The sequence below is a fragment of the Pseudoalteromonas sp. SWXJZ10B genome (assembly GCF_015864475.1).
GTDB classification, from domain to species: Bacteria; Pseudomonadota; Gammaproteobacteria; order Enterobacterales; family Alteromonadaceae; genus Pseudoalteromonas; species Pseudoalteromonas arctica.
The window spans coordinates 263,795-284,741 of the sequence record NZ_JADYXD010000003.1 but is presented as its reverse complement, the minus strand read 5'-3'; the positions used below and the strand labels follow the sequence as shown (position 1 = coordinate 284,741).

Below are 20,947 nucleotides of genomic sequence, written 5' to 3'. Positions count from 1 at the left end.
TCCTATGTCTGATTTTTGCTTGTTATTCATATTGTCGTCATTGTTCACAAATACTCTGACCTCTTTATGAATAAAAAGTTCTGCTTAATATTATTTTTTTATAAAATAGATGATAAATAACGGCGCGAAGCCTTTAAAATCACTACGTAGTAGTATGACAAATATGGTACAACTACAGATATTAAAAACAAATATTGCTCTATATGAGCATTGTAACCGCAAAGTACCTCTGACATGAACCAAAATAAACATCACATTGCAGATGTCGCTATTATAGGTAGCGGCGCAGCAGGCTTATCACTTGCATTATCTCTAGCTAATTATTGTAACGTTACCGTGATCAGTAAAGGAGCGCTTACAGAAGGTTCTACTTTATATGCTCAAGGTGGTATAGCAGCTGTATTTGATAAACAAAACGACAGCATAGAATCTCATGTTGAAGATACACTCGATGCGGGCGGCGGTTTATGCGACAGAGACGCTGTTCATTATACTGCCAGCAATGCTCACGATTGCCTACAGTGGTTAATCGACCAAGGTGTTCCCTTTGATATGGAGTTTGATAGCAAAGGAAAAGAGCGTTTTCATTTAACACGTGAAGGCGGTCACAGCCATCGTCGTATTTTGCATGCAGCCGATGCTACTGGCAAAGCTGTGCAAACCACGCTTATTAGCCAAGTTAAAATTCATAAGAATATAACGCTTTTAGAGCAATACAACGCCATTGATTTAATTACAGATAAAAGCGCCGGAAAAACAGGCTCACACATTGAAGGTATGTATGTGTGGAACAAAAAAGCTAAAAAGGTAGAAACCATTTCAGCTAAATTTGTTGCTCTTGCCACTGGTGGCGCAAGCAAAGTGTATTTGTATACATCTAATCCAGATGTATCAAGTGGTGATGGCATTGCAATGGCATGGCGCGCAGGCTGTAAAGTTGCCAATATGGAATTTAATCAATTTCATCCAACGAGCCTTTATCATCCAGAGCTACAAAACTTTTTAATTACAGAAGCTATGCGCGGTGAAGGGGCTTATTTAAAACGACCTGATGGCACTCGTTTTATGAAAGATTTTGACAGTCGTGAAGAACTTGCTCCACGCGATATAGTGGCACGCGCAATCGATTTTGAAATGAAGCGTTTAGGTGCTAATTGTGTTTATTTAGATATTAGCCACAAAGATAAAGACTTTATTATTGAGCACTTTCCTACTATTTACGCAAAATGCCTAAGTGTAGGGCTTGATATAACAAAAGAAGCAATCCCAGTTGTACCTGCTGCGCATTACACTTGTGGTGGCGTAATGACCGACTTTAACGGTAAAACAGATCTCGATAACTTGTATGCTGTTGGCGAAGTCGCTTACACAGGCCTACATGGTGCAAACCGTATGGCAAGTAATTCATTATTGGAATGTATTGTATTTGCCCACGCTGCAGCTAAAGACATTTTAAGTAAAATTGAACATGCACCAGAGCCAATGGCTCTACCTCATTGGGATGAAAGCCGTGTTAGTAACTCTGATGAAGAAATTGTTATTACCCATAACTGGCATGAACTACGTTTATTTATGTGGGATTATGTAGGTATTGTACGCTCTACTAAACGCTTAGAACGTGCACTGCATAGGGTTGAGTTGCTGCAGCAAGAAATACATGATTATTATGCAAACTTTAGAGTAAGTAATAACTTGCTTGAGCTTCGTAACTTAGTACAAGTGTCAGAACTCATTATTAGAAGTGCAATGGAGCGAAAAGAAAGCAGAGGCCTACATTATACTATTGATTACCCTGAACAAAATGAAAATCCAACACCGACTATTTTGACTCCAAAACGCAATTAATCGCGCTTAAAGTAGCACGTTTTAGACGCGCATAGCTTTGTTCATTAACACCATTGGCTGAAATTATAAGCCAATGGTTGTTACTAAAACCTTTAATATGTAGCCATATATTATTGCCATAAAAACGGCTTTTTTTACTAATTTCACCCTGAATTTTTAAACCTTCACCCTCAAACCTAAATAGCTTGGGTTCTAGAATTATAACGCCATGGTTTGGATGAATTGCCAACACTTTTTGCCACACTAAAAAGCCAGCTAATATATTAATTATCAAACAAAAAAGCATAGCTAGTAGCGAATCTAAAAATAAACATAATATTAAAATGAGCATGCAAAAAAAGACCACAATAGGTTTGTGGTCAGCGTTATTATTAGTAACTGTAAACCTATACACGAACTCGGTCTAAGATCAGCGAAACCATACCGTTTAACTGCTCATCTTTACATTCTTGATGACCCATAAACCATGCAAATAAGTCAGGGTCTTCTTCTGTTAGCAAACGCTGAAAAATAGCCTGTTGCTCTGCGCTTAAAGAGTCGTATGCTTCTTCAACAAACGGCATAAACAAAACATCAAGCTCTAACATGCCACGACGGCAAGCCCAACGAATACGTGCTTTACTATGAATTTCAACCATTTTAAACCTCATACTTAATTGACTCGAGTTTAACAAACACAAGCCTATTTAGCAGCTATTAATCTCTCATTAAAGAATAAACCCGCACCAATAAGCGCTTGTCTGTACCATACGTAACAACTGCGTTATTATGTCACTTCATTTATATTGCAAAGAAGGTTTTTATGTCGAGCGTTTATGCATGTCCGTTATCTCATCAACTTATTAGCCTCTGCGGTGCTGATAAATTATCTTATTTACACGGGCAAATCACTCAAGATCTAAATAAATTAACCAGCAGTAATTATTTGTGGGCTGGCCATTGCAGCGCTAAAGGTAAACTTTGGGGCGTATTTAAATTATTTTCTTATCAAGACAGCTACTACCTTACAGGCAGCGAAAACGAAGTAGAAAAATCGTTAGCTGAGCTAAAAAAGTATGCCGTATTTGCAAAAGTTGACATTAGTGCATGTTCAAAGCGATTAATTGGTCTCATTGGTGATGATTTATCGGATGTACTCGCACAACTTGATATTAACTTTGAAGGTGATGCGAGCGCGTGTGACTTTGAAAGCGGTAAAGCACTAAAATTAGCTGATAACCGTGTTTTATTGATGGTCGATAGCCAGTTTAGTATGCCTGATGACGTATCTACACTTGATAACGAAGCTCCTTGGCAACAAGCATCTATGCTTGCAGGTGAACCTCAGTTAAGTGCAGATGCAATTGGCGAGTATGTTCCTCAAATGGTAAACCTACATGCTATTGACGGTATAAGCTTTAAAAAAGGGTGTTATACCGGTCAAGAAACTGTAGCTCGCATGAAGTACCTAGGTAAAAATAAGCGTGCAATGTATATAGTCTCAGGTCAAAGCGAAGGGATACTTTCAGAGCCCGATTTAGAAACCCAATTAGGCGAAAATTGGCGCCGTGCGGGTAAACTTATTGCACAAAGCTTTAATGAACAAACAAATAAATTAACAGGCCTCGTTGTGTTGCCAAACGATACTGATGTAACTCAGGTACTTCGTGCAAAACACACACCTCAGGTGGAGCTAAGCATTCTGCCTCTACCCTACTCTCTTGAAGATGAATAAATAGGAATGACTATGATCGTTGCGGCAAACAAAGTGGTAAAAATGCATTATTCGGTAATGGATAATGATGGCAATAGCATTGATAATTCGTTCGGTGGTGAGCCACTACACTTTATCATTGGCACAGGCTACTTAATTTCAGGCCTAGAAAATGCTTTGCAAGGCAAACAACCAGGCGACACACTTAGCGTAAAAGTTGAACCTGATGATGGTTATGGCGAACGCCACGATAACCTAATGCAAGCTGTACCTAAGTCGATGTTTGAAGGTATGGAAATTGAAGTCGGCATGCAATTTCGTGCATCAACAGATGATGGTGACCAATCAGTAATGATCATCGATATCCAAGATGAAGAAGTGATTGTAGATGGCAATAACCCACTTGCAGGCATAACACTTAACTTTGATGTAGAGATACTAGAAGTACGTGATGCAACCGAAGAAGAACTCACTCATGGTCATGTACATGGTGAAGGTGGATGTGGTCACGACCACTAATACACTGTTAAACCAAGTAAAAAAGCGCCTAGGGCGCTTTTTTTATATCATATTGTTGCGCTTAACCGTTTCAGTTTTTGCCTTACTAGGCAGCGCGATTGATACATTCTTTTCTTTTAGAGCGGCGAGTAAACCTTTTTGATCGTTTGTGCCAACTCGATACAAAGTGCCATCTTTAAGCGTTAGCTGTATTGCACTAAAGCCAGATACTGTATACACCCAACCATCGTGAGTAATTCGCATACCAATACCGTGTCTGTAAGAGTTTTGGACTGCCTTAGCTTCTACTACTTCGCCAAGCTCAATGCTTTGCCCTGCAACGCCTGGACCAAACGCCCAGCTAATTTTTTTATCATCTACTTTTACTGTTAGACCATGGAACAAAAAGCCCACCAGCACTAAAATCCCAGCAAATATCATTAAAGGTCCATCAGCGCCTAACAAGTTCCATGCAAGCGCTACAAAACCGCCTATCCACGCTAATACAAAAAAGATAAACACCGCATACTGTTTATGCTGATACATAATATTCTCTAAATTAAATAAATACTTAAAAGCTGTACACCAATGTAGCACTCAGCTCTGAGTCAAACTTGAGTTTATCATCTTCGGGTTTTGAATTATAACGATACATGTAGGTAAATTTGAGTGATACCGCACCAATCACTTGGCTTATTAGTGCGGTTTCCGATTTTAAGCGAGAATTAAGACCTGAGAGCGACTGCTCTATACTCACATCTTGATTAAAACGAGTACGCTTAGAAACCAAACGTTCCCACTGCATTGCAACACGTACTAAATAACCGGTTTTATTAATTTCATCTTCGCTCACATCCGAATCTTCATCCGCTACTGAACGGTATAAACCAGGTCCTATATCAATATCTACTTTGTTTTTAGAGCCTTGATATACACGTGCACCATAGCCTGTCGCCACCGTACTTTTAAAATCAAGTCCACTAAACTCATCTTCTTCGTAATCACCGTAAATAAAAAATGAGGAGTTTTTAACACCTACTTTATAGTTACCTTGCGCTGATACAAAAACACGATTAGCTGTAACATCAGTGCCACCGCTTTCATCGTTCTCATCACGCTTATAAAGAGAGTCTATTTTAAATTGGTTACGCCACTTTTCAAAGTCTTGGTATAAATTACCTTTGAGCTTAAAACTGGTCGAATTGGTGTTACCTTTACTTAGAATAAAGCCAAATTCAGTATCACCATAGAACATGTCACCTTTGTGTAACTCATGAATTTCTTCATCAGAGAGCTTGCCATATTCATGAAAATCTTCAAATGGATCAACGGCCCAACTTGGGCTGCTAATTATTAAAAAAATTAAAAATAAATACTTACGCACAATACTCTCTCTGCACACAATTATAAAAATAAGCAGTATTGCTTATTCAGTTTCTTTCCATAAAATATGACAAAACGGAGCATCTTTATCACGACTAATCAAAATTTTAGCAAACAAAACATCATCATTTTCAAATTCTAAACCAACCAACACCTGAATAAAGTGCTCTGGCTCTATTTCAAGGGCTACAAAGTCTTGCCACTGGTCATCTGGCTCGTCTTCTTCAATAAAGCCTAGGTCTTCTCTAAACTCATTAAAGTCTTCAACATCTTTTTCACTCAAGTTATTTGGCGCTAACTCTAAAAAAATATCATAAGCTTGGTGAGTAGCTTCTTCTACCGTATATAAACGTGGACCCGACATATGTGCTTACCTTAAGCTTTTAAGTTGCGCTATATTATCAAATCTCATCATCATTTTGATAAAAAAAAACGTAAAACACTGACTTTTTTGTAACCGAGTCATGCTTTATTCAGCATACAACTAAATCGACAAATAACAATTCACCTAAACTATTGAATATAAAGATTACTTTTATTATTTTAGTTAAAATAACAACGTAAAATATTTTTATTATCTTAGGTTCGAATTGTTTAGCTTTTTCTCATCTAAAACCAATCCTTTAAGACTACGGCTTTAGCAATAAATTCCATTTATTTAAAAAATACCGTCACTTTACTTAATTCCTATAACAACATAAGCTCAAGCAACAGGTCAGAGGAGTGTGTAATGATAAAACTAGAAAAACAAAATGGCATTGCAACCGTCACGCTTAGCAGAGCAAAAAAACAAAATGCATTAAGCTTTGAAATGTTTGTAGAGCTAAACAAAGCCATTAAAAATATAAAAAGAGATCGTAGTATTCGTGCTGTGGTAATAAAAGGTGATGGCGAGCATTTTTGTGCAGGCCTTGATATATCTGCAGTAATGGCTACACCAATGAACATAGTGAAATTATTGCTTAAATGGTTACCAGGCAATCAAAATTTAGCGCAAAAAGTAGTATTAGGCTGGCAGTCACTTAGTGTGCCCGTTATTGCACAAATTGATGGCAACTGTTTAGGGGGTGGTTTGCAAATAGCTTTTGGGGCAGATTACAGAGTTGTTCATATTGATGCCAAACTTGCCATTATGGAAGCGCGTTGGGGATTGTGCCCCGATATGGGCGCAAATGTAATGATGAGCGGTTTAGTTAAGCGCGACCAAGCACTTTGGCTTGCAAGCCACGCAAACCCAATCACTGCACAACAAGCAAATGAGCTAGGTTTGGTTACTAAACTTACCGATGATACTCAGCAAGCAACGCAAAACATGCTCGATACATTACTTGAGCGTTCACCCGATACGCTTGCTGCTATTAAACGTGTTACACAACTTAGCTATAAACCAAACCAACGAAAAATACTCGCTAAAGAAACCTTAAGCCAAATTCGCTTACTGCTAAACCCAAACACTAAAAAAGCAATTGCTAAAGCTAAAGGAAAAGCAGATATAACCTACGCAAATACAAAGCACTGGTAGACTATTGCACAATGCATAAAAGAGTTTGATTTGTTAAAGTTAAGCTCTTATCTTTTCTGTGAGCCACTTTGATGAAATATCTGCTCAGTAGCGCTATTATTTTACTATGTTTAGCCTGTGCTAAACTCATTATGCACTTTATTGGTGGGAGCTTTCCTGCACCGTTACTCGCTATGGTTATTTTATTAGCTTTACTCTTATCTGGTATTGTAAAAGAGCAACACGTGAAACCATGCGCCTCCCCTATTTTAAATATTATGCCTATATTTTTCATCCCTGCAGGTGTGGGATTTATTGAACATCTAGGCCTTATAAAATCGTATTGGGCATTTTTAGCCTCAGTTGTGGTGCTAGTCCCTATAACTACCTTGTTGCTTGTTAGCAGTGTAATTGCGTACTTTAAGGGAAGAGAAAATAATGACTAATTTTACTTTTTCCGCTATTTCAGAGCTACAGCCTAATTTATGGTGGCTAAGTATTCCTTTTATTATTGTATTGTTTTTAGCACTAAGGGCCGTAAACCAAAGTATAAAAAACAGCGTATTTAAATCGCTCACTAACCCCGTATTTTTAAGTATTAGTATTATCGCTTTATTACTAGTTAATCTAAATTTGCCTTATACGCAATTTGCCTCGCACAGCAAATTACTAAGCTGGTTATTAGAGCCCGCGATTGTGGCTTTAGCGCTTCCTTTATATCAGCAGTTTACACACGTACGAAAAAATCTATTACTCATAGTCGCAACATGTAGCTTAGGTATTGTTAACGCAACCGTTGTGGCATTTTTGCTAAGCATATTATTTAATGCGCCTGCGCAGCTAAGTGCATCTGTTGCCGCACTCAGTGTCACAACCCCAATATCTTTAATTGTTACTGACTCATTAGGGGGGATTAGCTCTCTTGCTGCGGCTTTAGTTATTTTTATTGGTTTACTAGGCGCTTTATTTGGTTTTATGCTTTTTAAACTCATTAATATTTTTAATCACGAATCTCAAGGTGTTGCAATGGGCACAGCTTGTCATGCAATTGGGACTGCTGCTGCTATTGCTGAACATCCAAAAGTAGGCGCTTACTCCTCAGTTGCAATGGCGCTAAGTGCTTTATTAACAGCAATTATAGTGCCGCTGTTATATCCATTTTTAGTCAACATTTTGCTATAGTTGGAAAAATACAACATAGCCCTAACATAGAGCGCTTTATGATCAGTTCTGAAATCGAACAGTTTGAAAAATATTACACCATGCTTACTGAGTATATGGTTACCTACAGTATGCAAATTGTTGGCGCTATTTTTATCGTCCTCATTGGTTTGTGGATAGCACAAAAGCTTGCCAAATTTGTAGCCGCGTTAATGACCCGTCATAACGTTGACATTACGCTTACTAACTTTGTCAGTAGCGTGGTAAAAGTACTGCTAATTGTAATGGTTATAATTATTGCACTTGGCAAAATAGGTATCAGCGTTACGCCATTTGTAGCAGCCATTGGTGCTGCATCTTTAGGTGCTGGTTTAGCGCTGCAAGGAATGCTCTCTAACTATGGTGCGGGCCTTGCCATTATAGCCACCCGACCTTTTGTTGTTGGTGATACTATTGAAGTTAAAAATGTAAGCGGCCAAGTTAAAACAATTGAGCTTGGCTACACTATTTTAATCAATGAAGAAAAAGTAGAAATCACCATTCCAAATAAGCATATAGTAGGTGAAATACTTCATAACTCATTTAGTTACTCATTGGTCAAAGGTGAAATAGATATAGCCTATAGTGCTTGCTCTGATAATGCGATTAGCCTTATTGAAGACGTACTTAAAGCACACGAATTAGTCGCACAAAATCCGTTATCACAAGTGGGTATTGAACGCTTTGCCGATAGCGGTGTTACAATAAGCTACCGATATTGGGTGCCTACTACTAAAATTATTGAAACCAAACTGGCTATTAATGGCGGTGTTTATAAAGCAATTAATAACGCTGATATTGAAATCCCATTCCCTCAACGCGTCATTACTATAAATAAAAGCGATATATAGTCATAAAATCCAGTGGGTAATTCAATATTGAATTACCCACATCAATAAACTTCTTTTACTGCGTAAAAACTCCTTATCTGTTTGTTATTTTATCTGTAATATAAAGACTTGGTTAAAAAAGTCGGCTAATCACTCGCTTTAATTACATAATAACAATAATGAGCCATTATGAATCGCAGCCCTTTTTATTTAGGTGATTGGCAAGTCAATCCCCAGTCAAATACTCTTCAGCGTGCAGAAAAAAATAAACAGTTAGAACCAAAAGCCATGGATGTGTTAGTTCATCTTTGCTTCCAAAAAGGCGAAATTGTTACTACTGACGAGCTATTAGATCAATGCTGGAAAAATGTTGAGGTAGGCGATAACCCGCTGCATAAAACAATTACCCAGTTACGAAAAGCCCTCGGTGATAAAGCAAGTGAACCCACCTACATAGAGACTATTCGCAAACGTGGTTACCGCGTTATTGCAAAACTTGAGTTTCCTCTGGCTGAAGATATAAAAAAAAGTGAAAACACATGGCAAGGTGGCTCTCCTTTTTTAGGATTAAGCGCCTACAACCCAAGCGATACACACCTATTTTTTGGCCGCAATCAATCTATAGAAACGTTACTCAATAGAATATCGAGCCAAGTTAAATTTGGTCGTGCTTTTTGCTTAATACTTGGCCCTAGCGGTACAGGTAAATCCTCGCTTGTTAATGCTGGAATTTTACCAAAACTGCTAGATGAGCGAGGCTATAATGGCATCGGGGTTATTTCCTACACCCAGATCGACTTTGCAGATGTTCATAAAAATAGACTTTTTTTAGATTTAGCTTCTGCATTACTTGATTGGGATATAAACGCCCAGCCTGTGTTTGAAGGATTAAGCGCGCAAACACTTGCAGAACAACTAGAGTTGGCAATAGATGACGTAATTAACGCCATACAAGCTGCACTAAGCAAAACCTCTACACAACTTAAAACACCGCAGTTATTTTTATTTATTGACCGCTTAGAAGTACTGCTTTCTTCTCCTTTATTTAGTAGCGAAACACGCAGCCATTTTTTATCGGTTATTGAGCGCTTAGCAACCTCTAAAACAGTGATTCTATTTAGTGCATGTCGTAACGACTTTTATCCTTTAGTGGTTGAACAACCCAGCCTAATGGCAGGTAAAGCTCATGGTGCGCATTACGATTTAACACCACCAAACAGGCACGAACTACAACAAATTATTCGCCTGCCAGCGTTAACCGCTAATTTAACATTTTCACTCGACCCGCAAACCCAAACGCCACTGGATGAAATTCTGTGCGCCGATACAGCTAATAACCCCGACGCACTGCCCATGCTGCAATACACACTGCAAGAACTGTATTTACAACGCAGTGATAGTAACGAGCTACTGCACAGTGTTTACACAAAACTCGGGGGTATTGAGGGAGCCATAGGCAAAAAAGCAGAAGATATATTTATTGACCTCAGCAACGAGCAACAACAGCAACTAAAAAGCGTGTTATCACAACTGATCACTTTAAATCCAGATGGTAAAACCATTACGAGCCGCGCTGCCCGCTGGCAAACATTAACGAACACAAGCCAAAAAGAGCTTGTGCAAGCCATGGTCGATAGCCGTTTATTTGTATCGCATTTACAAAATCAAGAAGCCTGTTTTAGCCTTGCTCACGAGGCATTATTACGTCAATGGCCGCGAGCAAAACAATGGATTAATGATCATAAAGATGCCTTAGCAATAAAAAGTCGCTTACAGCATCAAGCGCAAAATTGGGTAGATGAAGGTAAAAGTAGTGCTTACCTCCTAGCGCCAGGTAAACCTCTACAAGAAGCGCAGCTATTACTTAGCGACAAACTGTTTAAATTAGATGATAACGAGCACGCTCTTATCAAAAGCTCTGTAAAAAAAACAAAAGCAAAAATAAGAGTAAAACGAGTGACCGTTGCTTTATTGTGTTTGCTTACATTTACCGCGTTATTAATGAGCTTTACTAGTTTTAAGGCCCAGCAAAACGCACAAAAAAAGCAGCTTGAGGCAGAGAGCCTGCTTGGTTTTATGGTCGGTGATTTTGCCGATAAATTACGTAGCGTAAAGCGTATGGATTTACTTGATGGTATTAGTAATAAAGCACTTGAGTATTTTACTAATCAAACTGACGAATCAGGTTCACTTTTTAGCTTTAGCGATGATAAAGCACAATTTAACAACCGTTTTCAGTACGCACAAACTCTTGAGGCAATGGGGGAAGTGGCCTATTCGCGCGGTAAAACCATTGAGGCCTTCACCGCCTTTGAAAACGCCCGCACCCGCCTTGAGGCATTATTAAAAATCCAGCCCGATAATTTAGAGCTACTCACGCTTGCGGGTGCCAATGCCTTTTGGTTAGGGCAGCTTAGTTACGATAAAAGTGATTACGCCGCCACTGAGCCATTATTTAAAAAGTACCATTCATATAGCAAAACCATGTATTCGTTAGCACCGAATGATTTTAATTCCATTATGGAGTTGTCGTATTCACATAACTCATTGGGTTCTTTATACACAGAGAAATTTGACTATATAGCCGCGAAAAAAAGCTTTACAGAGTCACTTATGCTTAAGAATAGGGCCATTGAACTAAAACCGAATAGTAAAAATTTATTACGTGATAAAGCAGATACAATCAGTTGGCTTGCAAAAACTGAAGGTAACTTAGGTAACTTTAATGTCGCAATGAATATGCTGGAAAATGCAGTTTCTGTGGTGAAAAAAATGACTAATCACTACCCTGATGACGCCAGTCTTTTTTATATGTCAGCAAATATACATATGCAACAAAGTTATTTACTAAGTTATTTACCTGATAAAAAAATGGCCTATTTAAAAGCTCGCTTTGCGAATGAAATTATAAATGAGGCTTTAAAGCAAGATCCGGAAAATAATGAATTTCAACATATGTATTATCGCTCATTAGCGCAATTGATAATGTTGTCTTATGACAAAAAGATTGATTCAAGGACAGAAAAAATTATTAGCTTCTTAAAATCACAAGGTCTTAATAGTATCAATTCTATCAATACACAAATTAGTCTAATTCACTATTTTATTGACAGAAACTTCCCCCTTAAAGCGCAAGAGTTATTAACGACCCTTGAGAATGATGGCGAATATAAACGGTACATAACCAATAAAATGAAAAATAGAGATAACTTAGCCCCCATAAATATAAACCTACTCAAAGCTAAATTAGCTGCGACCAGCGAACAACGAGAGCAATTTTGCTTAAATGTGCTTAAAGCTATTACTAAAACAGTAAAAATAAACCAAAGTATTCACGTAAAGTACCCGCAGGTACAAGCATATACCTGCTTAAACCGAGCAAACGAAATACCAACAATAACAGCAAGCCTGTTAAAACTAGGCATTACTGACTTTAAACTATAAAACTAAACACAAAGGAAATTACATGACGACCACTATAAACAAAGTCGACATTCAAGTGCATATTGAGTTTAACGATAAAAAAGAGGCTATTTTTAGCTACACAGAAAATGGCAAAGCCGTTGATGGCGGCGGTACAGTAAGAACCGAAACTGCAGGTACTTACACTTTAACTCCTGCTGCAGTTGGGCTAGGCTTTTTTTTCACAGGAGCTACAGTTACTGATAAAATAGGAACATGTGCCCAAGACTTCAGTTATGCACTTAGTGATAACCACCAAGCAATCACTATCACCGATACAGCAAAAAACTCAGGCACTGCGTGTTTAATATTTAACGTTGAATGTAATGATAAACCTTATTCAAGCCCTGACCCACAAGTTATAAATAAAAAAAAATTAATCAACAACGATTAATTATTGATTTTAAATTGCATGGGGCTGATTTATTCCTACGCAATTTATTTATAAACTAACTACCTTTTAGTTAAACACTGACACACTTCAATAAAAACAAGTAAAATCAAACAATTAAAAAAGAAGGTTACCGAAAGGTTTAAAAATATAAATTAAATAAACTACTAGACATAAAGTTTCATTAACAATAAAAATGAGCAACACCATGTCTAACAATAATGAAAATAGCAGAGCAAACAACGCCGACAATGCTGTATCTGCATTAATGAGCAGCATTTCTAACACCGTTAACAATGAAAAAATAAGCGCTATTATTAATGTCACGAATGTCATGGCCGATGCTATTTTTATTGTTAATGCAGATGGCGTGTTTGAATCAGTAAACCCCGTCGCAGCACGTTTTTTTAACGTGACGTCAGATTTATTAATAGGTAGAAAATGGCATGATTGCTTACAAGAGCAATATCGCGATGACTATGCTTACATGTTTGAAAGTTGGAAAAATAATTATCAAACACCACTCAATCATGGTCCCAAAGAAGTTAAAATAATAAAAAATAACGGCAACTGTTTAGATATAGAACTTTCAATTTCTTGTATGCCTGCATCAACCACAAACAATACACCTTTATTTATTTGTATTATGCATGACATTTCAAAGCATGTTAAAAAGTATAAAGTACTCGAGAACATAGCCAAAATAGATCACCTCACTGGCGTCGCTAATCGCTGCACCCTAGAGAAAACGATTATTAAAAATTGGCAAGAGTGCATCGTAAACAAACAACCTTTGAGTTTTATTTTAATCGATATTGATTTTTTCAAACTGTTTAATGATAGTTTTGGTCATGTTAAAGGTGACAAATGCTTACAAAAGGTAGCGCAAACTATTGAAGCATGCCTACCCTCCAAGGATAGCTTAGTAGCTCGCTATGGTGGTGAAGAGTTTGCTGTTGTATTACCCCGCTCACATATCTCAAATGCAGAAATGATCGCAAAACGTATTCAAGAAAAAATACTCAACATTAATTTTAGAGATATTGGGCTGCCACCAAATGTAAAAATTAGTGTAAGCCAAGGCATTGCGTGTGAATACGATAATCAGTACAGAACATCTGAAGCATTAATATGCGCGGCTGATACGGCGTTATACAGAGCGAAGTCGGAAGGTCGTAATAAATTATGTATAAGGTAATGTACGACCTATATTGATAGAATCTTTATGTACTGAAATAAAAACCGCACTTGGCGGTTTTTATTATTTAAGGGACGCCTAAATGTCGATTAACAACCCTTCGTCTTTTTTAATTTTTTCGATCACCATATAAGTATGATGAGTGCCCACACCAGGTATATCGACTAAGTCACCTAGCACTTGTCTGTACTCTTCCATATTAGAAACACGGATTTTTAATAAATAATCATAGCCGCCTGCCACCATGTCACATTCAACGACTTGTTGTATTCTTAGTATATGCTCTCTAAATACCTTAAATACTGCTGTATTTGAAGCAACAAGCGACACTTGAACATGTGCTACTAAGCTTTGATTAAGCTTTGCTTCGCTAAGCTTAGCGTAGTAGCCTTCGATATAGCCTTCTTGCTCTAATCGTTTTACACGATCAAGACACGGGCTTGCACTCAAATTAACCTGTTTTGCGAGGTTAACATTTGAAATTCTGCCGTTCTTTTGTAGAACGTCTAGTATGGCTAAATCAATACGATCTAGCATGCGTAATCTATTTGGAATTGTCATAACAGAATTTTATGCGGATAAGTTAAATTTATGCCCTGTAAATTATCGTAAAACGCGAAATTTAACCAGCATATTCTGCTGAAATTTAATTAGAATGCACTCACAATATCACTGGTAATTTATTGGTAATTAATTTTACTTTAATTCTTAACACTCCTGAGGGTTGCTTATGTTATTCAACGGCGATTTAACAACGATTTGTCCTATTAGACAAAGAATCCGTGACTTCTACCGCATAGATGAAAATGCGGTTATTGATCATATTTTACCGCTTGCAGAAGTAGGCGTAAAAGCACGAAGTCGTGCCTGGGAAAGAGCCCGCCAGATTGTTTTAAACATTCGTAAAGAGCAAGATGGGCAAGGCGGTGTTGATGCGCTTTTAAATGAATTTTCACTCTCTAGTGAAGAAGGCGTTGTATTAATGTGTTTGGCCGAAGCGCTGCTTCGCGTACCAGACAAAGCAACTCAAGATGTACTGATTCGTGACAAGTTAGCGAAAGGTGATTGGAGCTCTCATTTAGGCAGCAGCGATTCTTTATTCGTAAACGCGTCTTCTTGGGGGTTATTAGTTACCGGTAAAATGGTTAACTACACAGACAAAACGAAAGAACAACAGTTCGGCATGCTTAAAAAGACCATTGGTCGTTTAGGTGAGCCAGTTATTCGTAAGTCTGTAAATTTTGCTATGAAAATTATGGGTAAGCAATTCGTTATGGGTCGTACCATTGACGAAGCAATTGAACGTGCTGCCGATACAGAGCAAAAAGGTTATGTATATTCTTACGATATGCTAGGCGAAGGCGCGCGCACAATGAAAGATGCGAAGCGTTACTTTGACAGCTACATGAATGCTATACACTCGATTGGTAAAGCGGCAAATGGTCGTGGTCCAATTAAGAGCCCTGGTATTTCAGTTAAGCTTTCTGCTATTCATCCGCGCTATGAGTTCACTCATAAAGACCGTGTGATGGAAGAAATTGTACCAAAGTTAAAAGAGCTTGCGCTTGCTGCTAAGAAATACGATATCGGCTTTACCGTTGATGCTGAAGAAGCTGACCGTTTAGATATTTCATTAGATGTCATTGAAGCAGTATTTAGTGATGAAGATCTTGGTGATTGGCAAGGATTTGGCTTAGCGGTTCAAGCGTATCAAAAACGCGCTATTTTTGTAATTGAATGGCTAACAGACCTTGCAACCCGTGTTGGTCGTAAAATGATGGTACGTTTAGTTAAGGGCGCGTACTGGGATACTGAAATCAAAACCACACAACAAGATGGTTTAGAGCATTTCCCTGTATTTACTCGTAAAGCAACAACCGATGTTTCTTACAAAGCATGTGCAATTAAAATGCTTGAAGCGCGCGACGTACTTTATCCACAATTTGCAACGCACAACGCTTACACTGCCGCGACTATTTTAGAAGTAGCGAAAGGCGACAACACCGGTTTTGAATTTCAACGTTTGCACGGTATGGGTGAATCATTATTCGACCAAATCGTAAACGAGGAAAAAATCCAGTGCCGTGTATATGCCCCTGTTGGTCAACACGAAGACCTACTTGCTTACCTTGTTCGTCGTTTATTAGAAAATGGCGCTAACTCATCATTTGTAAACGCGATTGTAGATACAACAAAACCTGTTGAATCATTACTACCAGACCCTGTGGAAACATTGCAAGGCTTGCGTAACAAGTACAATACGCAAATCAAAATGCCAATTGATTTATACGGTGAAGAACGTGCTAACTCTAAAGGCATGGATTTAACCGATATTAACGTTATTACCCCTTTCAAAGAGAATCTTGAAACATGGTTTAACGAGCACCTAATTGAGCAAAGCCAAGTACCAGAGGGCTCATTGGCTGTTAAAAACCCAGCGAACCACAAAGAAATCATCGGCCACGTTAAGTTACAAACTGGCGAAGAGATGAAAGTATTACTGGCCAACGCTGAAGCCGCACTTGAATCATGGTCACAAACACCAGTAAAAGAGCGCGCTAATTTACTGCGTCGCGTTGCTGACATTTTAGAGCGTCATCATGATGAACTAGTCGCTATCTGTATTAAAGAAGCAGGTAAAGTAGCGCAAGATGGTATTGATGAAGTGCGTGAAGCGGTTGATTTTTGTCGTTACTACGCAGCGCGCGCTGAAGAGTTATCTAAAGATGAGCGTTTTGAAGCCCGTGGCGTTATTTTATGTATTAGCCCGTGGAACTTCCCGCTTGCAATATTTTTAGGTCAAGTTGCTGCTGCGATTGTTACAGGTAACACTGTAATTGCTAAGCCTGCTGAGCAAACAAGTTTAATCGCCCTTCGTGCCATTGAACTAATGCTATCTGTTGGTTTACCTGAGCACGTTGTTCAACCGGTTATCGCTCGCGGCTCTGAAGTAGGTAAAACAATTGTTCCTGATGAGCGCATTCAAGCGGTTATGTTTACAGGTTCTACTGAAACAGGCACATTAATTTCTCAAACACTTGCTGCACGTAACGATATTCAAGTACCGTTAATTGCAGAAACAGGTGGCCAAAACTGTATGATTGTTGACTCAACGGCGCTTCCTGAGCAAGTAGTTGACGATGTGATCAGTTCTGGTTTTCAAAGTGCTGGCCAACGTTGTTCTGCTCTTCGTGTTTTATTCATTCAAGATGACGTAGCTGATGGCATTATCGAAATGCTTAAAGGCGCTCTAGCTGAGTTACACATTGGCGATCCATCGTTACTATCAACTGATGTTGGCCCTGTAATTGATGAAAAAGCACTTAAAAACTTAAATGAACACGTTGAGTACTTAAAAGGTAATTCTATACTTCATTACGAATGTAAAATTCCTGATAATACTCAAAATGGCGCATACTTTTTTGCTCCTCGTTTATACGAAATTAAAGACTTATCAGTACTTAAACGTGAAGTATTTGGCCCATGTGTTCATATTGTTCGCTTTAAATCGAATGAACTTGATGATGTGATGGATCAAATAAATAACACGGGCTATGGTCTGACAATGGGTGTTCACTCACGTATTGAAGAGCGCTGTGAGTACCTTGCTAAAATGTCACGTGCGGGTAATGTTTACATTAACCGAAACATGATTGGTGCCATTGTTGGTGTGCAACCGTTTGGTGGCCGTGGTTTATCAGGTACTGGCCCTAAAGCCGGTGGCCCTAACTACCTACAACGTTTAGTAAAAGAAAAAGCATCACCAGATAACGTACAAATGACTAACCTAACGCCTGACGAACTTGATTTACACCACTACAGCGGTGCGAATGAACAAGTTAAAAAGCTAATGGCTAACTCAATGCGCGATGAAAAAATCTGGCGTGCAACACCACTAAACGACCGTGTTTCGGCTGTACGTCAGTTGCTTGCTAAAATCGCGACGGTAGAAATTATCGACGATTTAGCAGACGACTTAGCATTAACATTATCAGAAGCACGTGCACAGCTTAACCGCCTTGAAAAGCACATGCGTAAGTTTACTACCCTGCCTGGGCCAACGGGTGAGTCTAATACACTTCATCTAGAAGCACGTGGTTGTGTAGTGTGTTATGCAGATAAGAGCACATCATTTAACTTCTGGGCATTGTCTATCATCACTGCTATTGCCGCAGGTAATACGGTAATTACTGTAGCGTCTGAGCTGTTTTATGATGAAGCAGTTGCCTTTAAAGATAAATTTATCTCTACAGGTGTTGCAGAAGGTGTTTTCCAAGTAGCTAAACCTAACCAGTTACAAGCTATTTTGGCGCACCCTCATTTAGCCGGTGCGGTAGTTGCTGCTCGCTCGTCTCGCTTGGGCTACTTTAGCCAACAGCTTGCACAGCGTAAAGGTGCTATTTTACCAGTAATTAGCTCTGAGTATTACGATACATTAATCAAACGTCTTATTACTGAAAAAACAATCAGTATTGATACAACAGCATCAGGTGGTAACACATCACTAATGACGCTTGTTGAAGATGATGAATAATTAAGCTAATGCTTTTTAACTAAAAAATAAAAAAGGCACTGAAAAGTGCCTTTTTTATTAGGTAGTAACGTATATATTTGTTAGCTTAATGAAAGATTAATAATAGAAGTAATAAATTTGAAAATAATTCCTGTTGGTCAGTTACTGCCTGGTATGTTTGTGCAAAGCGTTACTAGACAAACTGGCAGTATTAAAATTAAAAATCAAGGCTGGGTTAAAACTCAGGCTGGTATTAATAACCTAATAAAAGCAGGTATTTTAGAAGTAGAAATCGACCCTGATAAAACCCTCATTGAATCAGTCCCTGAAAAAGCTCCTATTGCTGTACCTGCAACAAAAATAAAGCGTGACCCTTGGCAAAAAACACACAGTGCCGAACAAGAAATGGGAAAGGCAAAAAAACTGTATGACGAAGCTAAAACACTGCAAATAAAAGCATTTAAAGATATTAAAGCAGGCCGCGATATAGATATTGCACCATTCAAAGAGCTGGCAAGTGGCTTTATGGACTCTGTTTTTAGAAACCAAGATGCCCTAGCCTGCCTTACCCAAATGCGCCAAAAAGATGCTTACCTACTTGAGCACTCTATTAATGTATCGATATTAATGGGGATTTTCGCTAAACATTTAGGTATAGAAAAAAACATTATTGTTGAACTGACTACCGGCGCACTTTTACACGACATTGGTAAGATAAAAATCCCTGATGAAATACTCAATAAGCCGGGCCGCTTTACCGATGATGAATTTAAAATAATGAAAATGCACTCGCTTTTCAGTAAAGAAATATTAGAAGAGTCTGGCTTAACGGGTATCGCGGTTGATATTGCAGGTATGCATCATGAAAGGCTTGATGGTAAAGGCTACCCGTTTGGTAAAAAGGGCGACGAAATAAGTCAGTACGTACGTATGGCATCAATTGTAGATGTGTATGATGCACTTACCGCAGAACGTGTTTACAAAGCAGGCATGGAGCCAATAAAAGCCTTTAAAATACTAAAAGACGGATGCCCAGATAGCTTCGATCCCGTGCTGCTTAATAAGTTTATTCAATGTATTGGTATTCATCCGGTAGGAACGCTCGTTAGATTATCGAGTCAAAAAGTGGGTTTAGTGACCGAGAGTAACCCCAGTACACCACTAAAGCCTATCGTTAAAACATTTTACAGCGCCAAACATAGTCGCTATACAGAGATAAAAGATATCGATTTATCTAATAAAAAAACCTTAGACACCCTTGAATCAGCGGTGAAACCTAAAGAATATAATATTGATTTAGAACGCTTTTATAAAAACTCAATATTACCCTAAGCAATATTGAGAGCTCAACATTCTACCGAGCTCTCAATATAATAGCTAAACGTTTACTGCGGCCAGTCTTGCAAAGCCTTTAAGCTAAACTCATAACCATCAAAATCAAGTACACTTTGCTCAGGTGTAATCTCTCTTACAGTTAAAGCGCCTATGCTCTCTCCTTCATGTAACTCTCGGCCATTTAGCTTGATCCAACGTTTGTCAGCACTCGATGAATAAATATGCGCTTGATATTTAATACTAGGCAACATTGATTGCAAACCATCTGGTAGTAATTCTACAGGCTCAACACGTGATGACGTTTTTGATGCATGGGTAACTTCATAATCCTGATTTTTTTCGACGTCTTGTATAGCTTGCGCAAACGCATTTTTAAGTGTTGTAGGCACCTCATCAAGCTCAGGATCGCTCATCTGTTGAGATTGGTTGTTACCATTAATTGGCTTACCTAGTACTTTATATTTACTCATATCTAGTTGAGCTGATGCTGTATTTTGACTTTGCCCAAATACCGAAGCGTTCTGTGTATTATTTGGATTGTAATTATTTTGTGGATTAAATACTGGCTGATTATAATTTTGAACTGGCATTACTTGTTGCACGTTCTGCTGATTATAACCCATTGCGCTCGTGACCGGACTCGATGGCATAGGAATATATTGCCCATTAGGCGTTAATAACATTTGCTGTACACCATTAGGTGTTTGCACATGTACAAGTTGCCCTTCAATCGTTGCAGTATTATTTGGAGCTATTTTAGCGGGTTCTAACTTAGCTATTTGCTGCTTTTCAACTGCGGCATCTACTTCTTTAACTTGTTCTTTAGGTGACGATTTTTCGCTTTCAACCACCTTAATTACAGCGGGTTCCGATGTGTTTAATAAAGTAGTACCTTGAAACCACTTACCAGTAGTAAACCCACCAGCTACAGCAATAAAAGCAGCTAAGCTTGTACCAAATACTAACGCTAATCGTCTATAACGCTTTAGTGCTTGCTGTTGCTTTAACTGCTCTGATTGTAAGTCGTATTGCTCAGCACTCATATCTGATTGCTGCGACTGCTTTAGCGCATCTAATAAATAAGACATAACTTACCTA

The 20,947-nt window shown here is 38.4% G+C and carries 19 protein-coding genes; 12 read left to right on the top strand and 7 right to left on the bottom strand.

All coding sequences use genetic code 11. The annotated features are described in order from the left end of the window. Positions 1-234 precede the first annotated feature (234 nt). Positions 235-1,845 carry an L-aspartate oxidase gene (nadB, locus tag I6F54_RS04855; RefSeq protein ID WP_007581714.1) on the top strand — a complete coding sequence of 537 codons (1,611 nt, stop codon included), beginning with the start codon at positions 235-237 and terminating at the stop codon, positions 1,843-1,845. Here nadB and I6F54_RS20260 read toward each other — a convergent pair. Continuing rightward, entirely contained in the window at positions 1,820-2,176 is a 357-nt protein-coding gene (locus I6F54_RS20260) for a hypothetical protein (RefSeq protein WP_024609021.1), read from the bottom strand. The two genes, nadB and I6F54_RS20260, sit on opposite strands and share 26 nt — an antisense overlap. A gap of 55 nt (positions 2,177-2,231) precedes the next feature. Next, positions 2,232-2,483, bottom strand: coding sequence for an FAD assembly factor SdhE (locus tag I6F54_RS04850; protein WP_007581709.1), 252 nt, complete (start codon positions 2,481-2,483; stop codon positions 2,232-2,234). 164 nt (positions 2,484-2,647) lie between these two features. Here I6F54_RS04850 and ygfZ point away from each other — a divergent pair, with 164 nt between their 5' ends. Together ygfZ and I6F54_RS04840 are read left to right on the top strand one after the other, a co-directional pair. Continuing rightward, positions 2,648-3,559, top strand: coding sequence for a CAF17-like 4Fe-4S cluster assembly/insertion protein YgfZ (ygfZ, locus tag I6F54_RS04845; protein WP_010553210.1), 912 nt, complete (start codon positions 2,648-2,650; stop codon positions 3,557-3,559). Between the two features lie 12 nt (positions 3,560-3,571). Beyond that, complete coding sequence (locus tag I6F54_RS04840) at positions 3,572-4,057, top strand: FKBP-type peptidyl-prolyl cis-trans isomerase (RefSeq protein WP_197140005.1); 486 nt, start codon at positions 3,572-3,574, stop codon at positions 4,055-4,057. 42 nt (positions 4,058-4,099) lie between these two features. Here I6F54_RS04840 and I6F54_RS04835 read toward each other — a convergent pair whose 3' ends face one another. The 3 genes from I6F54_RS04835 to I6F54_RS04825 are packed head-to-tail and all read right to left on the bottom strand — an operon-like array spanning position 4,100 to position 5,783. After that, on the bottom strand, positions 4,100-4,582 hold the full coding sequence (locus I6F54_RS04835; protein WP_008168001.1) for a hypothetical protein: 483 nt from the start codon (positions 4,580-4,582) through the stop codon (positions 4,100-4,102). Between the two features lie 25 nt (positions 4,583-4,607). Then, positions 4,608-5,420, bottom strand: a complete 813-nt coding sequence (locus I6F54_RS04830; protein ID WP_007581700.1) for a DUF481 domain-containing protein — start codon at positions 5,418-5,420, stop codon at positions 4,608-4,610. Between the two features lie 42 nt (positions 5,421-5,462). Further along, positions 5,463-5,783 carry an HI1450 family dsDNA-mimic protein gene (locus I6F54_RS04825; RefSeq protein ID WP_007581697.1) on the bottom strand — a complete coding sequence of 107 codons (321 nt, stop codon included), beginning with the start codon at positions 5,781-5,783 and terminating at the stop codon, positions 5,463-5,465. 366 nt (positions 5,784-6,149) lie between these two features. Here I6F54_RS04825 and I6F54_RS04820 point away from each other — a divergent pair, with 366 nt between their 5' ends. The 7 genes from I6F54_RS04820 to I6F54_RS04790 all read left to right on the top strand — a co-directional run bounded on the left by I6F54_RS04820 (position 6,150) and on the right by I6F54_RS04790 (position 14,001). Then, positions 6,150-6,941: a crotonase/enoyl-CoA hydratase family protein gene (locus I6F54_RS04820; protein ID WP_197140003.1), complete on the top strand. Its 792-nt coding sequence runs from the start codon at positions 6,150-6,152 to the stop codon at positions 6,939-6,941. A 71-nt stretch (positions 6,942-7,012) separates the two neighbouring features. Next, positions 7,013-7,366, top strand: coding sequence for a CidA/LrgA family protein (locus tag I6F54_RS04815; protein ID WP_197140001.1), 354 nt, complete (start codon positions 7,013-7,015; stop codon positions 7,364-7,366). Further along, a complete protein-coding gene (locus I6F54_RS04810) occupies positions 7,359-8,102 on the top strand; it encodes an LrgB family protein (RefSeq protein ID WP_166420188.1) in 744 nt (247 codons plus the stop codon). Before I6F54_RS04815 ends, I6F54_RS04810 begins: the two co-directional genes overlap by 8 nt. A gap of 38 nt (positions 8,103-8,140) precedes the next feature. Then, on the top strand, positions 8,141-8,971 hold the full coding sequence (locus I6F54_RS04805) for a mechanosensitive ion channel family protein (RefSeq protein WP_008167991.1): 831 nt from the start codon (positions 8,141-8,143) through the stop codon (positions 8,969-8,971). Between the two features lie 168 nt (positions 8,972-9,139). Beyond that, positions 9,140-12,394, top strand: coding sequence for an nSTAND1 domain-containing NTPase (locus I6F54_RS04800; RefSeq protein ID WP_197139999.1), 3,255 nt, complete (start codon positions 9,140-9,142; stop codon positions 12,392-12,394). A gap of 22 nt (positions 12,395-12,416) precedes the next feature. Then, on the top strand, positions 12,417-12,806 hold the full coding sequence (locus I6F54_RS04795) for a DP-EP family protein (protein WP_166377285.1): 390 nt from the start codon (positions 12,417-12,419) through the stop codon (positions 12,804-12,806). Between the two features lie 205 nt (positions 12,807-13,011). Further along, positions 13,012-14,001, top strand: a complete 990-nt coding sequence (locus I6F54_RS04790; RefSeq protein WP_165740718.1) for a sensor domain-containing diguanylate cyclase — start codon at positions 13,012-13,014, stop codon at positions 13,999-14,001. Positions 14,002-14,079: 78 nt separating this feature from the next. On the opposite strand, the gene I6F54_RS04785 is transcribed toward I6F54_RS04790, so the two are convergent. Next, positions 14,080-14,562 (bottom strand): winged helix-turn-helix transcriptional regulator, encoded by a 483-nt coding sequence (locus tag I6F54_RS04785; RefSeq protein WP_024590009.1) that lies wholly within the window; start codon positions 14,560-14,562, stop codon positions 14,080-14,082. 169 nt (positions 14,563-14,731) lie between these two features. On the opposite strand from I6F54_RS04785, the gene putA reads away from it, so the two are divergent. Both putA and I6F54_RS04775 read left to right on the top strand, forming a co-directional pair. Next, complete coding sequence (putA, locus tag I6F54_RS04780; RefSeq protein WP_010553201.1) at positions 14,732-18,535, top strand: bifunctional proline dehydrogenase/L-glutamate gamma-semialdehyde dehydrogenase PutA; 3,804 nt, start codon at positions 14,732-14,734, stop codon at positions 18,533-18,535. Between the two features lie 117 nt (positions 18,536-18,652). Further along, positions 18,653-19,846, top strand: coding sequence for an HD-GYP domain-containing protein (locus tag I6F54_RS04775; RefSeq protein ID WP_007581678.1), 1,194 nt, complete (start codon positions 18,653-18,655; stop codon positions 19,844-19,846). A gap of 53 nt (positions 19,847-19,899) precedes the next feature. Here I6F54_RS04775 and I6F54_RS04770 read toward each other — a convergent pair whose 3' ends face one another. After that, a complete protein-coding gene (locus I6F54_RS04770; RefSeq protein ID WP_024592310.1) occupies positions 19,900-20,937 on the bottom strand; it encodes a general secretion pathway protein GspB in 1,038 nt (345 codons plus the stop codon). Positions 20,938-20,947 lie beyond the last annotated feature (10 nt).

Excerpts from the sequence above, each read along its gene's own strand:
- I6F54_RS04795 (WP_166377285.1), top strand. The coding sequence starts at position 12,417 with ATGACGACCACTATAAACAAAGTCGACATTCAAGTGCATATTGAGTTT.
- I6F54_RS20260 (WP_024609021.1), bottom strand. The coding sequence starts at position 2,176 with ATGCTCATTTTAATATTATGTTTATTTTTAGATTCGCTACTAGCTATG.
- nadB (WP_007581714.1), top strand. The coding sequence starts at position 235 with ATGAACCAAAATAAACATCACATTGCAGATGTCGCTATTATAGGTAGC.
- I6F54_RS04790 (WP_165740718.1), top strand. The coding sequence starts at position 13,012 with ATGTCTAACAATAATGAAAATAGCAGAGCAAACAACGCCGACAATGCT.
- I6F54_RS04805 (WP_008167991.1), top strand. The coding sequence starts at position 8,141 with ATGATCAGTTCTGAAATCGAACAGTTTGAAAAATATTACACCATGCTT.
- putA (WP_010553201.1), top strand. The coding sequence starts at position 14,732 with ATGTTATTCAACGGCGATTTAACAACGATTTGTCCTATTAGACAAAGA.
- I6F54_RS04825 (WP_007581697.1), bottom strand. The coding sequence starts at position 5,783 with ATGTCGGGTCCACGTTTATATACGGTAGAAGAAGCTACTCACCAAGCT.
- I6F54_RS04785 (WP_024590009.1), bottom strand. The coding sequence starts at position 14,562 with ATGACAATTCCAAATAGATTACGCATGCTAGATCGTATTGATTTAGCC.
- I6F54_RS04815 (WP_197140001.1), top strand. The coding sequence starts at position 7,013 with ATGAAATATCTGCTCAGTAGCGCTATTATTTTACTATGTTTAGCCTGT.
- I6F54_RS04835 (WP_008168001.1), bottom strand. The coding sequence starts at position 4,582 with ATGTATCAGCATAAACAGTATGCGGTGTTTATCTTTTTTGTATTAGCG.
- ygfZ (WP_010553210.1), top strand. The coding sequence starts at position 2,648 with ATGTCGAGCGTTTATGCATGTCCGTTATCTCATCAACTTATTAGCCTC.
- I6F54_RS04850 (WP_007581709.1), bottom strand. The coding sequence starts at position 2,483 with ATGGTTGAAATTCATAGTAAAGCACGTATTCGTTGGGCTTGCCGTCGT.
- I6F54_RS04820 (WP_197140003.1), top strand. The coding sequence starts at position 6,150 with ATGATAAAACTAGAAAAACAAAATGGCATTGCAACCGTCACGCTTAGC.
- I6F54_RS04840 (WP_197140005.1), top strand. The coding sequence starts at position 3,572 with ATGATCGTTGCGGCAAACAAAGTGGTAAAAATGCATTATTCGGTAATG.
- I6F54_RS04810 (WP_166420188.1), top strand. The coding sequence starts at position 7,359 with ATGACTAATTTTACTTTTTCCGCTATTTCAGAGCTACAGCCTAATTTA.
- I6F54_RS04770 (WP_024592310.1), bottom strand. The coding sequence starts at position 20,937 with ATGTCTTATTTATTAGATGCGCTAAAGCAGTCGCAGCAATCAGATATG.
- I6F54_RS04800 (WP_197139999.1), top strand. The coding sequence starts at position 9,140 with ATGAATCGCAGCCCTTTTTATTTAGGTGATTGGCAAGTCAATCCCCAG.